This is a genomic window from Sporobacter termitidis DSM 10068 (genome assembly GCF_900130065.1).
GTDB lineage: Bacteria > Bacillota > Clostridia > Oscillospirales > Oscillospiraceae > Sporobacter > Sporobacter termitidis.
In genome coordinates, this window is record NZ_FQXV01000001.1 from 654,951 (window position 1) to 668,168 (window position 13,218).

Consider the following 13,218-nt stretch of genomic DNA (forward strand, 5'->3'; position numbering starts at 1 on the left):
ATTTTGACGTAAGTCTTCGTTATCACAATTTGGAAGGAGAACCAGCCATGCCTAAGATCAAGACCCACAGCGGGGCCAAGAAGAGATTCAGTCTCACCAAAAACGGCAAAGTCAAACGCGCGCAAGCGTTCAAAAGTCACCTTCTCAACGGGCACGGGAAATCACCCAAGCGCAAGAGAGGCCTCCGTAAAGGCGTCTATGCCGACGTGACGAACGAAGCGGCTATCAAGCGCATGATCCCGTATAAATAAGAAGGAGGTTTTTTTTAATGGCCAGAGTCAAAGGCGCGATGATGACGCGCAAAAGAAGAAATAAGATTTTAAAGCTCGCCAAGGGCTATTGGGGCGCAAAATCCACCCACTATAAAATGGCCAACCAGGCCGTCATGAAGTCCCTCACCTACGCTTATGTCGGCCGCAAGCGCAAAAAGAGAGATTACCGCCAGCTGTGGATCAGCCGGATCAACGCCGCCTGCAAAATGAACGGCATGAACTATTCCCGTTTCATGCACGGCCTGAAGCTCAGCGGCATCGAAATGAACCGCAAGATGCTCTCCGAGATGGCCATCCACGAGCCCGAGGCGTTCACCGCCCTGGCTCAAAAAGCCAAGGTCGCCATCGGCGCGTAATGCGTAAATTAATTTAAACAAAAAACAACCTTCCGCTGAACACTGGAGGTTGTTTTTTGTCATTCTGATACTATCGCGTCATTCTAATTACTATCATGTCATTCCCGCGCAGGCGGGAATCCACGTTGGGCGCCAACAAGATATGGATTCCCGCCTGCGCGGGAATGGCATCCTGTTTTTCTCCCGTTCTCCAGTATCTCGTGGGCGAAAAGCGCTGCCTCTCTGCCCTTTTATTTTACCAGCGCCCGTTTCAGCGCGTCGATAAGGCCCGCGGCGGCGCGCCGGCCGATTTCGGTCGGGAACATGTCGAAACCGTGGAAGCAGCCGGGATAAATGTGAAACTCCGTGGGGACGCCGGCCTGCAGCAGGCGCGTGACATAGTCGGTCGTCTCGTCGCGGAAAAGGTCCAGCGCGCCGACGAACGTGTACGCGGGCGGCAGCCCGGCAAGATTTAACGCGCGGGCGGGCGCGGCGTACTGCGGCACATCGCCGCCGTATAATGGACCCAGGTACGATTCCCAGGCGAAGATGTTCTTGTCCCGGCTCCACACCCGCGGGTCGGTGAATTCCCGGCTGGAGGGCGTTATATTCCTGTCGTCGAGCATCGGATAGAGCGGCGCCTGAAACGTGATGCGCGGGCCCTTCCTGTCCCGGGCCAAGAGCGCCAGCGCTGCGGCCAGCCCGCCGCCCGCGCTGCCGCCCACGACGGCGATATTGTCCCGGTCCGCATCGAGCGCCGGGGCGTTATCGGCAAACCATGCGAGCGCGGCATAGCAGTCCTCCAGCGGCGCGGGGAACGGGTGCTCCGGCGCGAGCCTGTAGTCGACGGAGGCAACGACGGCGCCCAGGGCGGCCGCGATTCCGGCACAGCTCGAGTCCGTCATCTCGGGCGTGCCGAGGATGTAGCCGCCTCCGTGGATGTACAGGACCCCCGGCCGGTTCCTTGCCGGCCCCGCCGGGTCGTAGAGTCGCACCCGCACCTGCGCCGCGCCCTCCGGCCCCGGTATCCTGCGGTCGGTGACCGTACAGTCGGGAAAATTCGTGACCGCCGGGCCAAAGGCCGTGGCCATCCCCGCGCGGAGCTCGTTCAGGTCCTCCTTTCTGAAATCCTCCCGCGGCATCATGGACAGCATCGCCCGCAGCTCCGGATCGACTCTGGAATCCATATAAAGCCCTCCATATATGTAAAATCTTTTTAAAATGGAAATTACGAACACGGTTCATATCGTAGGGGCAGACCTTGTGTCTGCCCTCTTTTGGTGTGCGGTGCTTTATTGTAACAGGGCAAACACAAGGTTTGCCCCTACGGGGCGACGAATTCAACGTCGCCTCACCGTACGCAGGGCCGCCGCCCTCGGCGGCCCTGTGGCCTGTTGACGGGAAATCGGCACGCAGAATCATCGCGCTCCAAAACGACGGGCGATTTGTGAACCGCTCCATATATCACTAGGTTTTATCAAGCATGCCGAGCAGTATGTCTCTTTTGTTGTCGGCGGGATTGACAAGGACGTGGCCGAGCAGCTTTTTCAGCGCCACGCCCACCTGTGCTCCCGGCGCGACGCCGTGGGCGATGAGGTCGTCCCCCGTCACGGCGAGGTCTTTGATCAAATAGCACTCACCGCTGTCCAGCACGTCCCGGGCGAGGCTGACGGCGGCGCTACTGCGCAGCACCGCGTCCGCCGCGGCGGCGCACAGGCCGGCTTCGGTACCGAGGTCGGCGAGGATTTTCTTGACGGCGAGCCTGTCGGTCAGGGCGGCAGCAAGCGCCGCCTCGGCACCGGCACCGCAGCTTTTCACGGTCCGGGCGTCCAGCCGCATGTCCCGGAGAAATTCTTTTGCGGAATCGACGGCGCCGGCCCGCCTTAAAACGGCGCAGAAGGCCGCCCAGCGCTGCCGCCTGTCCTGCGCCAGGCCGGCAATCCGGGAAAGCACGTCCGGCGGCACGTCCGCCTTTCTGAGCCGGCCCGCATAAAGGCCCCACGCGGCGGCCTCGGCGGCGGCTGCCGGCCTTGGGGACAGGAGGATTTTTTCCGTCTCGTCCCGGACACGCTCGGCGGACAGCGCCGAACAAAGCGCCGCGCATTTTCTGACTGCGGCCATGGTATTCTCTTCAATATCAAAGGACAGCTGGGCGGAAAAGCGGAGGGCGCGGAACATGCGGAGCGCGTCCTCCGAAAAGCGGTCCTCAGGCCTCCCGACACAGCGGATGAGACGGCGGGCGATATCGCCGCGCCCGTCGAACGGGTCGACGATCACCCCGTCCAGGCGCATGGCCATGGCGTTCATGGTAAAGTCCCGCCGCTTGAGGTCTTCCTCCAGCGCGCCAACAAACAGGACGCTGTCCGGCCGGCGCCCGTCAGTGTAGGCGCCGTCGCTGCGAAAGGTGGTGACCTCCACGTTCCTCCGCCCTGTCACCACGGTCACGGTGCCGAACCGGGCGCCGGTGTCCACCGTCTTCGGAAAGAGCGCCGAAACGGCCTCTCCCATGGCGGAGGTGGCCACGTCCCAGTCGTGAATGGCGCGCCCAAGCAGCATGTCGCGCACGCAGCCGCCCACGAGAACGGCCTCGTGCCCGGCGTTTTCGATTATCCGGAGGATGTCCGCCACGTCGTCGGGCACAACGTTCATTTCTTCGCCTCCCGTTCCTCTTTTATTGAGCAGTATAGACGAGCCGAAGGCCCATAATACGCCAAAATACACGCAATAATCACTCTTGTAAAAACACCCTATACGTATTATAATCATTTGACGGTGTCAAAACAATAACGTTCTCCAATGTTCTCCGAATATCAAACCGGGGTGTTATATGAGTATATCTGAATTGGAAGCTTGCATGAAGTCCGGCTTCAGCGGGCATCTCGTCGGAATCGGCGGCGTATCGATGTCGCCGCTGGCCGAGGTTCTATATAAAATGGGCGTGCCGATCACCGGCTCGGATATGAACGACAGCGATGCGGTACACCGCCTCAGGGCACTGGGCATCGACGTCAAGATCGGCCATAAGGCCGGGAATATCGGCGGCGCGCGCTTTATCATCCGGACCGCGGCGGCCCGGGAGGACAACGTGGAGATCGCCGCGGCGAGAAAAGCCGGCATCCCCGTTTTTGAGCGGGCCGAGGCGTGGGGCTACATCATGCGCGGGTATAAAAACGCCGTCTGCGTTGCCGGCACCCACGGAAAAACGACCACGACGTCCATGACGACGCATATCCTGCTGGCCGCGGACGCCGATCCGACCGTCATGATCGGCGGCACGCTGAACAAGCTGCAGTCCGGTTACCGCGTCGGCGCGGGGGACGTTATCGTGCTGGAATCCTGCGAATATTATAACTCCTTTCACAGCTTCTTCCCGACGATTGCCGTCGTTTTAAACGTGGACGCCGACCATCTGGATTTTTTCAAGGATTTGGACGATATCAAGGCGTCGTTCCGGCATTTTGCCTCTCTTGTCCCGGAAAACGGGCATATCGTGTGCAACGGCGACGACGCGAACACAATGGACGCGCTCCGTCCTCTCGGCCGCCCGCTCTTCACGTTCGGCACAAATGAGCAGGCCAGCGTCCGGGCCGTCAACATCGAGCAGAACGGCTCCGGCTCCTCCTTCGACGTGCTTTACAACGGCGCGCTTTACTGCCATGTGATCCTGAACGTGCCCGGCAGGCAAAATGTGATGAACGCGCTGGCCGCGGCGGCCACAGCCATAACGCTGAACATCCCCCCGGCGGCCGTTACGGAGGGTCTTTTGGATTTCACGGGCGCCGGCCGGCGCTTCGAGTACAAGGGGAGCGTGAAGGGCGCCGACGTCTATGACGATTACGCCCACCACCCCAGGGAGCTGCACGCCCTTCTGGACGCCGTTGAGTCCCTCGGGTACGACCGGGTCATCCTCGCCTTTCAGCCGCACACCTACACGCGGACGAAAGCCTTTTTTGACGATTTTATCTCCGAGCTGAAACGGGCGGACCTCGTTTTTCTCGCGGAGATTTACGCTGCCCGCGAAAAAAACACCATCGGCATATCCTCCAGGGACCTGGCGGAAAAAGTGCCGGGCGCCGTCTACTGCCCTTCGTTTGACGACATTGAAGCGAGACTCTGCGCCCTTGCCGGCAAGGGCGACATCATACTGACGGTGGGTGCCGGAGACATCTACAAGGTCGGCGAGCACCTGACAGGGAAAGCGGCCTCTGTGGGATAGCGCCGGTCCCGCCGGCGGGGTATCCTCCTTTGTAAGTTATCATCCTTTGAGGTACAAAAGAAAGGCTGAATTTACGATATGGAAGATCGGTTTGACAAAAGCCCCGGAAAATCATCGGCGCAAAAGGCCCCGGAAAAGAAGGCCGCAGCAAGGCGGCTCGGCGTCCGGCATGACGCTCTTCTGCCGGTGTCCATCGTCGGCGGCCTCGTCGGGATGCTCGTGGGCACGCTGCCCGCAACCATTTGCGCCGCCATTTTTGGCCGCGCCTTTTCGCCGCTGTACGCTTTCCTGCCCCTTTTCATCTATCTGGGGATCAAGCTCTTCAAGGGCTATGACGGAAAGCGCGGCATTATCACCGTGGCGGTCTTTTCCGCCATCGGCTTTTATCTGACGCTTCTGTCCTGCCAGGCGGTCGCCTATCTCATTCTGTACAAGATGCTGTTTCTGAACCTTCCCCTTGTCACGATCTCGCTGATCGGCCAGTCGAACGTGCTGCGCGGCCCCGCGATATCCTCGGCGTATGTCTTCCCCTTCGTCTTCACGCTTTTCGGCGTCTTTTTGTCGGAGGAGCTCATGCGTCAGAAAAAAGCCCCGGCGACTGTACCGGAGCCCGCCGAAAGCTCCGAAGCGGAGCACGAATAACAGCCATTCAAAAGCTCCCGGGCTTTCAACCCCGGGAGCTTTCAGCTTGTCGAAAAGCCTTTTCCGGCCAATTCACGCGGCGCCGGCGGGGCGCCCACCGAGCCGGCTTTCGACCTTGTGGGAAAAAACGACCTTTAAAAGGATTGGCGTGACGACCGTTGTCAGGAGAACGACGATCAGTGTCGGAATGAATACCTCCTGGGAAATCATATTGTTCTGCAGGCCGATGTTCGCCGTAATGATCGCCACCTCGCCCCTGGAGATCATGCCGACGCCGACCTGAAGCGACTCGCTCCGGCCCAGCCTGAAAGCACGGGCGCCCAGCCCGCACCCAACGACCTTGCCAAGGACGGCGACGACGAACATGATGGCCGACATCAGGAGGACGCCGGCGTTTATCCCGTTCAGCTCGATCTGCAGCCCGATACTCGCGAAGAATATGAGCGACAGAAAGCCGCTGGATATCGCCTTGACATTTCGCTCGAGATATTCCTTATGCTCCAATTGGGACAGCAGCAGCCCGAACAGGTACGCGCCCGTGATGGCGGCGATCCCGGACTCCTCGGCGACAAAAGCCATAAGCAGCGCCCCCGCAAGCGCCAGCGTCAGGACGGTCCGCCCCGGCCGAACATTTTTCATGTATTTATTGAGCAGGCGCGGTATGAAGACGATGGCCAGGATACCGCCGGCGCAGAACAGAAGAATAACCAGCAGCGTCATGAAAAACGGCAGGCCGACGCCCTGGGTGTTGTACGCCAGGAGCGTTGAGATCAGTATCAGGCCCAGGATATCGTCGATGACGGCGGCCCCGAGAATATTGACGCCGACTCTGGAATTGAGCTTGCCGAGCTCCGTCAGCGTCTCGACGCTGATGCTGATGCTCGTGGCCGTTAAAATAACGCCGATGAAGATGTTTTGGGTGATGTCCCCGCTGACGAGAAAGGCGCTCAGCGTCCCCAGGACCAGCGGGGCGGCAACGCCCAGCAGCGCGATCAGAAACGATGATTTCCCGGCCTTTTTCAGCTGCTCCACGTCGGATTCCAGCCCCGCCAGGAACATCAGCAGGATGACGCCGAGATTTGACAGCAGCTTGATGTTCTCGTCGTATTTCACGAGATTGAGCACCAGCGGGCCCAGGATGATGCCGGCCAGCAGGGCGCCGAGGACCTCGGGCATTTTCAGCTTGCGGCTGACGATGCCCCCCAGCTTTGTGGCCACAAGTATCAGCGCGATGCTCAGCAGTGTTTTTTCCATAGGCACTCTCCCCTAAAAAATATAAAAAGAGCGGGCAGTCCAAATACCTGGACTTCCCACCCTTGAAGCCGATTCTTGAAAGCGGCGCCAGCCGCCCAACCGATGCAGCAGAATAAATTTAATTTATTTTATCACGAACCCGCCGCCGGGTCAATTATTATGACTGCCGCGCCGGTGGGCTTTGAAGATCAGGAGATTGATGAGCAGGAAATAGACGACGATGAGCCCCAGGGTGATGAATGTCATCAGCGTTGATTTATACGCCATGCCGATAAGGACCAGAAGCGGCGCGCCGAGGATGATGGCGTAGCTGGAGCCGGAGATCAGGTTGTTGGCCGCCGGCGTGTCGAAGTTGGGATCGATCTCGCGGAGCAGGAGGATGCCGGAGCTGATGGGCCCGATCATCATGCCGTACATGGAGAAAAGTCCTTCGTAATAATAGTCCTTATACACTTTCCGGCAGACGAGCTTCAGGTAATACCAGGTGATGACACCGCCGACGACCGCCATCAGAATAAACGGCACCCAAAGCCCGGACAGGTCTTCAATGTCGATCGCGGCAATGCCGGCGACGATCATAACGTCAAAGAAGAGGCCCGACATGCGGCTTAAAAGATAATTGTTCTGATACTGGCGCGTCATGATCTTTACCTTTGTCAGCTTGTTGACGACGACGCGGGTCAGGATCGCCAGCGCCGTGCCGCCGATGAAGTTGAAGCCCCACAAAAGCGCGCTGAGCAGCTTGTCCACGGCGGGCAGATACGCGTGCAGCGCCCAGGTGATGCCCCAGGTGCACAGGTAGGTGGCCAGGTACACCATAAAAACAAGGCCCATCTGGACGGTGAACCTGTCCAGCGACTCGGAAAACGGGATCTCGTTTTTGTCCTGAAAGCTTTCCACCGTGACGGCTTCGGCGATGTCAACCTGGTTGGCGCGCTTGATCTTGCCCTGCTTGTCCAGGATATTCAGGACGACAACGCCGACGATGCAGGCGCAGAGGTACCCCGCCGCGGCCAGCGACAGGCCGAAGCTGCGACCGCCGATAAAACCGGCCGCCTCATATGTGGCGCCGACGTTGTTGGCCTGCCCCGTGCCCTGCCCGTAAGCCATCGGCAAAATAATGCCGGCGGCCTTGAACATATCCGGCATAAAGGTGTACGCCAGACCGATGGAAATCGCGAGACCGAAGATGCCCTGGATGAGATACGACCCGATGATGACGGCGCCGCTCTTGAGGCCGACGAGATTGCCCTTCTCCTCCTTGACCCCCGTCGGAATACGGAGCGCCATGGCGATAAAGCCGAGGGCGATGCCGTGATAGATGAGCAGCTCCATGAACTCCATGTCGACCTTGAGGATGCCCGCCGCGCGGAGGATCAGGATCAAAAAGCCGGCGATCGCCGCCGTCGGCAGCAGGCTGTTTCTGAAAAATTTAACTTTCCGGCGGAGTATGTTTGCTACCAGAAGAGACAGCGCGATGATGCCAAGCTGGATGATCGAATTCCATAGCGCGGCATTGTTGTAGGAATAGTCCATCTCATACCTCCAGATCGTATTTATATGTGAAAGTTCAGGGCTCGGGTCAGATATTGGCGGCATTGGCGCCGCCGCCGGACGCGGCGCTCGTCAGGATGCCGTACATTGTCAGGTATTTGCGGCCGCTTCTCATGCGCCCGGACTTGATCTCGTAATTCACGCCCTCGGCGGAGAATACGATATGCGCCGGGCCGTAGACGCCCATCTGGTACAGCTTGCCCAGCGGGACGGAAAAGCCGCCCAGCGTCAGCCGGTCCTTATAGAGCCGGAGCGTGCCGGAGGTGACAAGGCTTTCGCTGTGGTCCGTGCCGATGCGCCACAGGCTCTGGCCATGGTCCTCGTAGATCGGCTCTTCCCCGGCGGTCAGCGCGAACTGGCGCAGGAACTGCTCCTGCCACGCGTCCCATTCCGCCACGGTCTCAAAGGGCAGGTCCTCTCCTTCGAAAAAGCCGTACTCGTTAAACCGCGCCGTCAGGCCGCAGGTACAGGAAAATTGGTCGCCTTCGCTTTTCAGCCGGCAGACCTGCGCGCAGGAGGGGCAGGCGTAAAGCGCGTTTTCCAGCCCGGAGGCCAGCGCCTTGCCGCGATATCTGATGTGCTCGCGGCGCTGGGCGGCGTAGGCGTCCTCATAGATATCCGCGTCGATGGCCGCGGTGATCTCTTCCGCCGTCATCTGCGCGAGCCGGTCGGGCGTATAGACATTGACCATGCGCCCGTGCATTTTGCCGCGGCGGAGGAGCTTGCTCCACCGGGGACTTGTCAGATAGCCGCCGGTCAGCTTATAGGTCACCAGTGCGGCGCGGGAGGCCTTGATCAGCCGCCCCGTCGTCGGGTGCAGGCGGCCGGTGCGGCCGTCCCAGGACTTGTCGCCCTCGGCGAAGAGGCCGACGTTCGACTTGTGCTTCAGCGCGCGCATGATATTCATGGCCGACACGGTGTCCGTCGATCCTTTGACGCGGGCGATGGGCGCGACGAGCCAGCTGAGAAGCTTTGAAACAAAGCCGCGGCGGAACAGGTGCTCACTGGCGACGAAATACATCTGCTGCCCGAAGCTGCAGCCCACCATGATCGGGTCGAAATCCGTGACGTGGTTGGCCACCAGGATAAACGGGTACGGGATTTTCGGCGCCTGGACGCACGTATAGTTAAATTTAAGCATCAAAAACAAATAGGCCGGAAACCTCAGAATCTGCCAGGCCACTTTATGCCTCAGCCGCGCCATGCAAGCGCCCCCTTCCGTTAAACGCCGCGCCGTCACAGTCCGTAAAACGCGGCGAAATTATTATAAAATATATCTTCCAGAACAGAATCCTCAATGCCGAGCTCCATGAGCTTTCTGACCTCGGCACCGTGGTCCCACATCGGGAAATCACAGCCGAAGAATATATGGCTGCGGTCAAACGTTTTGAGCCCTTCCAGCACGGGCGCGGCGCCGCCGAAGCCGATGGTGCTGCTGGTATCCACGTAGACATTCGGCAAGACGAGTATCTTGCGGGCCGTCTCCCACATCATCCAGCCGCCGAAATGGGCGGCAATGATGCGCAGCTTTGGATACATGTGCGCGATACGTGCGACCTTCTCCGGGTGGGAGTAATTATACCTGTTGTCGCCGGAGTGGGTGATGACGAACATATCCTTTTTTTCCAGCAGCGCGAAGAAGGGAAAAAGACGCGGGTCGTCAAAATCGAATTTCTGAAAATCCGGGTGCAGCTTGACGCCCCTGATGCCGCTGCTGTATATCCTGTCTATTTCCCGCTCGACGTCCTCATATTCCACATGCATCGTGCCGGCGCCGATCAGCTCCGGATGCTTTGCGCACATCTCGATAATAAAATCGTGGATGTTTTCTACCTGCTGCTTCGTCGTCGCCGTGGAAAAAACGACGAATTTTTCAACGCCCGCGCTCTTCCCGGATTTCAGCAGCTCCTCCACGGAGCCGGCGTGGTACATCCTCGGCCTGTCATAGAAATCCCGGATCGCATTTGTCGCCGTCTGCTCTATTTTCGGCGGGAAAATATGGGCGTGTGTGTCAATAATCCTCATTTGCTGTGCTGCCCCGCTCGTCTCAAAAAATCTACGTCCCATGGACGGTATACTGTACATAAGGTACCAAGAATATTATATACCCTGTGCGGCGGCGTGCAATTGTGGATTGTTGAGTTTTTTTGTTTGTATTTGTTCCCCGATTGTGAATAGCAACGAATACTACGGCAATTTAAACAGAAAATCCGTCATTTGTACAGCCGGTCCCTGCCGCGTGGCCTCTTGTGCGGCGACGCGGCGGGAGGAGTTCCCTCCTTCAGTCGCCTGCGGGCGACAGCTCCCTCGTCTGAGGGAGCCGGGGAAGGACGGGCGACGTGGGCATTGGCCGTCCGCATTTGTTGGCGCGGCTGTGGCCTGTGGGTAAGGACCGAAGGGGCGATGTGGGCATCGCCCCCTACGATGGATTCGGCAGGAAAACAGGCTTGTATTGGAAAAAGAGCTTCTATTGGATATTTTGGTAGACGGCTTTCTTATAACGAAAAAAGCACGCTCAGTATGTTATACTGAGCGTGCCGACGAGGATCACAGCGTGGTCGATTATGAAAAAATCGCCGGGGCGCGGCACGGGAGGCCCTCATCCGGCGCTGCGCGCCGCCTTCCCTAAGGGGAAGGCTTGGATTCCCGCCTTCGCGGGAATAACAATGTGGAGCCGGGACAGCCTCACGAAAAGGGCGGGCTGACAGCCCGGCTCGTCATCGTGGCATCTATTTCCCGGCGGCGTCCCGGACGGCGGCGAGCGCCGCGTGGGCCAGCTCTTCCGCCTCCTCGGGGTCGATGAGAAAGACGATGGCCGCCAGAATGATTTTGATCTCCTGCCCCGGCGCCCTTTTGACGGCGCTCTCTGTGTCGGTCACCGAGAGCATCTCCACCAGCCTGACCTCGCAGGAGGCTTTGATATGGCCGACGATCCCGCCCCGCTCCTGCACCGTTTTCGCCATCAGCTCCAGCTGCGATGCCAGCGCTTCCCTGACGGGGCCGTATTCGGCGGTCAGCGTCAGGCGGCCGGAGATAACGCGGGCCTCGTCGTGCAGATGATATTCCACATAGACGGCGCCGGGGACGTCCTCCAGGATGCAGTTGCCGTTTTCATCGTGGGCGTGGCCGTGATGGTCATGGTCATGGTGGTCATGATCATGATGCTCGTGATGGCCGCAGGCGCAGTCCTTGCCGTGGACGTGTGTGTGATGCTCGTGTTCATGCTCGCTCATTGCGCGTGCCCCTCCCCTACGACTTTTTGCCAGACCTCCGCGGGAACGTCCGCCAGGGCTGAAATTTTCAGGACGACGGCGCGCGGCTCGAAGCCAAGAACGTCGCTCTCTACTTTTTCCACGGCCGCCGCGTCCACCAGGTCCGTCTTGTTGATGAGAACGGCGTCCGAGCCCTCGATCTGGCCCCGGAGCAGGTTGTTCATCGGCGCCAGGAGCCTGTTCCAGCGGGCGGCGTCCACAAGGATGACGATCCTGGAGGACAGCCCGATGGCGCTTTGCAGGTTCTCCCGCATGTTCCTCGGGTAGGCGATCCCCGTCGTCTCGACGATCAGCCAGTCGGGGTCGAACTCCTTTTGAATCCGGACGGCCGCAGAGACGAGCTCGCCGGAGACGGTGCAGCACGCGCAGCCGGAGAAGAGATTGTTCACCGTCAGGCCGCCGCTCCTGAGATACGCGTCGTCGATGCCGACTTCCCCGACCTCGTTTTCCAGGATGATCACCTTGTTTTCCCTGTCGGAGACCGTCGTTTCGACCATGTACCGGGCCAGGCGCAGCAGCGCCGTCGTCTTGCCCGAGCCTAAAAATCCGCCTAAAATCAGAATTTTCATAATATTCCCCCGGAAATGTCAATGATCTTGCCGCTTTTCAGCTCTTATAATAGCCGCGGCACTTCTCCGTCACGTACCTGTTGAGAATGTCGTTTTTCCTGTCGACAGCCGCGTTGCCGACAGGGCCCAGGAAACCGCCGCACCAGGCAAACCCGCCGCCCGGGGCAAGCATATCAAAGGTTTCGTCCACAGAGGCGTAAAGCGCCTCCGCCGTCACATCGGGGTCCAGGAGATGCTCCTTGGCGTCCCAGCCGCCGGCAATGGCGAGCTTGTTGCCGTATTTTGCCTTGACAGCCTTCAGGTCGTTGCAGGTCTGGGCGGGCTCCCACATATGGATGCCCATGCCCACCAGCAGGTCCAGGATGCCCTCGCATTTGCCGCAGTTGTGCATGGTCATCTTCAGGCCCCGGTCACGGCCCCGTTTGGCCCACCGGTCATGGCAGGGCACGAGAAATTCCTCGTACATTTCAGCCGAAATGAAGGGACCTCCCCAGGCGGCGGTATCGTCCATAAACGTCAGCACGTCGGGCCTATACAGGTCGATGCAGCGGTCGGCCACGTCCATATAGAAATCGCAGATATATGTAAGGAGCGCCTTCACCTCGTCCGGCTCCTCGAACATCGCCATAAGGCCCTCGGAGAAGCCCATGAAGGACATCAGCGTCTGAAAATAGCCCATGTGGAGATTCAGCGCCAGGGCCGTCTGGCTGCGGTCGATGCCGGTTTTCTCCATATCGTCCTTCACCATCTTCTCCCAGTCGACGCCGTCAAGGGACGGCGCCCTGATAACGTCGCGCCATTTGGTGATGTCGGCGAGGATGAAATTGTTCGGCTCCGGGAGGATGGCATTGCCCGTTTCGTACGTCGCCACGTAATTGACGCCCCAGATATCCTTGCCGCCATTGTTTTTGCGGTGCTGGGAAATGACGGGCGGCTCAAACATTTGCGTTGCAACAAGCTTCTTTTCCCCGGGCATCTGCCCGAAGGTGTACTGAGGCACATACTCCGGCTGTTCGCCGCTGAGCATCCTCAGATAGTTTTGCTTCTCGGTCAGCATTGGTTTTCCCCCAGTAAAAGTTCTGGCCCGGCGGCCGGCTTTTCCTG

The 13,218-nt window shown here is 59.3% G+C and carries 13 protein-coding genes and 1 other annotated feature; of the genes, 4 read left to right on the top strand and 9 right to left on the bottom strand.

The features are described from left to right. Nucleotides 1-47: 47 nt before the first annotated feature. Together rpmI and rplT are read left to right on the top strand one after the other, a co-directional pair. A complete protein-coding gene (rpmI, locus tag BUB60_RS03070) occupies nt 48-251 on the top strand; it encodes a 50S ribosomal protein L35 (RefSeq protein WP_073076140.1) in 204 nt (67 codons plus the stop codon). A gap of 17 nt (nt 252-268) precedes the next feature. Further along, entirely contained in the window at nt 269-628 is a 360-nt protein-coding gene (rplT, locus tag BUB60_RS03075) for a 50S ribosomal protein L20 (protein WP_073076141.1), read from the top strand. Nucleotides 629-858: 230 nt separating this feature from the next. Here rplT and BUB60_RS03080 read toward each other — a convergent pair whose 3' ends face one another. Further along, nucleotides 859-1,794: an alpha/beta hydrolase gene (locus BUB60_RS03080; protein ID WP_073076142.1), complete on the bottom strand. Its 936-nt coding sequence runs from the start codon at nt 1,792-1,794 to the stop codon at nt 859-861. A gap of 280 nt (nt 1,795-2,074) precedes the next feature. Further along, nucleotides 2,075-3,256 (bottom strand): CCA tRNA nucleotidyltransferase, encoded by a 1,182-nt coding sequence (locus tag BUB60_RS03085; RefSeq protein ID WP_073076143.1) that lies wholly within the window; start codon nt 3,254-3,256, stop codon nt 2,075-2,077. 178 nt (nt 3,257-3,434) lie between these two features. On the opposite strand from BUB60_RS03085, the gene murC reads away from it, so the two are divergent. Both murC and BUB60_RS03095 read left to right on the top strand, forming a co-directional pair. Beyond that, complete coding sequence (murC, locus tag BUB60_RS03090) at nt 3,435-4,823, top strand: UDP-N-acetylmuramate--L-alanine ligase (RefSeq protein ID WP_073076144.1); 1,389 nt, start codon at nt 3,435-3,437, stop codon at nt 4,821-4,823. A gap of 78 nt (nt 4,824-4,901) precedes the next feature. Then, the gene (locus BUB60_RS03095; protein WP_073076145.1) at nt 4,902-5,465 is read left to right on the top strand and encodes a hypothetical protein; all 564 of its coding nucleotides are present in this window, start codon (nt 4,902-4,904) and stop codon (nt 5,463-5,465) included. 72 nt (nt 5,466-5,537) lie between these two features. On the opposite strand, the gene BUB60_RS03100 is transcribed toward BUB60_RS03095, so the two are convergent. From BUB60_RS03100 to BUB60_RS03130, 7 genes are all read right to left on the bottom strand, one after another. After that, nucleotides 5,538-6,719 (bottom strand): cation:proton antiporter, encoded by a 1,182-nt coding sequence (locus BUB60_RS03100; RefSeq protein ID WP_073076146.1) that lies wholly within the window; start codon nt 6,717-6,719, stop codon nt 5,538-5,540. 50 nt (nt 6,720-6,769) lie between these two features. Next, nucleotides 6,770-6,820: a sequence feature (sodium ion sensor (DUF1646 type); this cis-regulatory element may regulate processes involved in with the transportation of sodium ions), on the bottom strand. Nucleotides 6,821-6,869: 49 nt separating this feature from the next. Then, nucleotides 6,870-8,255, bottom strand: a complete 1,386-nt coding sequence (locus BUB60_RS03105) for a sodium/glutamate symporter family protein (protein ID WP_073076147.1) — start codon at nt 8,253-8,255, stop codon at nt 6,870-6,872. A 46-nt stretch (nt 8,256-8,301) separates the two neighbouring features. Continuing rightward, nucleotides 8,302-9,477 (bottom strand): lysophospholipid acyltransferase family protein, encoded by a 1,176-nt coding sequence (locus BUB60_RS03110; RefSeq protein ID WP_073076148.1) that lies wholly within the window; start codon nt 9,475-9,477, stop codon nt 8,302-8,304. A 32-nt stretch (nt 9,478-9,509) separates the two neighbouring features. Beyond that, complete coding sequence (locus BUB60_RS03115) at nt 9,510-10,298, bottom strand: amidohydrolase family protein (RefSeq protein WP_073076149.1); 789 nt, start codon at nt 10,296-10,298, stop codon at nt 9,510-9,512. Between the two features lie 704 nt (nt 10,299-11,002). Further along, complete coding sequence (locus BUB60_RS20725; RefSeq protein ID WP_073076150.1) at nt 11,003-11,506, bottom strand: hypothetical protein; 504 nt, start codon at nt 11,504-11,506, stop codon at nt 11,003-11,005. Further along, nucleotides 11,503-12,114: a GTP-binding protein gene (locus BUB60_RS19640; protein WP_073076151.1), complete on the bottom strand. Its 612-nt coding sequence runs from the start codon at nt 12,112-12,114 to the stop codon at nt 11,503-11,505. The genes BUB60_RS20725 and BUB60_RS19640 overlap by 4 nt, the downstream gene beginning before the upstream one ends. 37 nt (nt 12,115-12,151) lie before the next feature. Continuing rightward, on the bottom strand, nt 12,152-13,171 hold the full coding sequence (locus BUB60_RS03130) for a uroporphyrinogen decarboxylase family protein (protein WP_073076152.1): 1,020 nt from the start codon (nt 13,169-13,171) through the stop codon (nt 12,152-12,154). Nucleotides 13,172-13,218: the final 47 nt, after the last annotated feature.

Coding starts and splice junctions, on each gene's coding strand:
- BUB60_RS03095 (WP_073076145.1), top strand. CDS start 4,902: ATGGAAGATCGGTTTGACAAAAGCCCCGGAAAATCATCGGCGCAAAAG.
- rplT (WP_073076141.1), top strand. CDS start 269: ATGGCCAGAGTCAAAGGCGCGATGATGACGCGCAAAAGAAGAAATAAG.
- rpmI (WP_073076140.1), top strand. CDS start 48: ATGCCTAAGATCAAGACCCACAGCGGGGCCAAGAAGAGATTCAGTCTC.
- BUB60_RS03085 (WP_073076143.1), bottom strand. CDS start 3,256: ATGAACGTTGTGCCCGACGACGTGGCGGACATCCTCCGGATAATCGAA.
- BUB60_RS20725 (WP_073076150.1), bottom strand. CDS start 11,506: ATGAGCGAGCATGAACACGAGCATCACACACACGTCCACGGCAAGGAC.
- BUB60_RS03105 (WP_073076147.1), bottom strand. CDS start 8,255: ATGGACTATTCCTACAACAATGCCGCGCTATGGAATTCGATCATCCAG.
- murC (WP_073076144.1), top strand. CDS start 3,435: ATGAGTATATCTGAATTGGAAGCTTGCATGAAGTCCGGCTTCAGCGGG.
- BUB60_RS03100 (WP_073076146.1), bottom strand. CDS start 6,719: ATGGAAAAAACACTGCTGAGCATCGCGCTGATACTTGTGGCCACAAAG.
- BUB60_RS03080 (WP_073076142.1), bottom strand. CDS start 1,794: ATGGATTCCAGAGTCGATCCGGAGCTGCGGGCGATGCTGTCCATGATG.
- BUB60_RS03130 (WP_073076152.1), bottom strand. CDS start 13,171: ATGCTGACCGAGAAGCAAAACTATCTGAGGATGCTCAGCGGCGAACAG.
- BUB60_RS19640 (WP_073076151.1), bottom strand. CDS start 12,114: ATGAAAATTCTGATTTTAGGCGGATTTTTAGGCTCGGGCAAGACGACG.
- BUB60_RS03115 (WP_073076149.1), bottom strand. CDS start 10,298: ATGAGGATTATTGACACACACGCCCATATTTTCCCGCCGAAAATAGAG.
- BUB60_RS03110 (WP_073076148.1), bottom strand. CDS start 9,477: ATGGCGCGGCTGAGGCATAAAGTGGCCTGGCAGATTCTGAGGTTTCCG.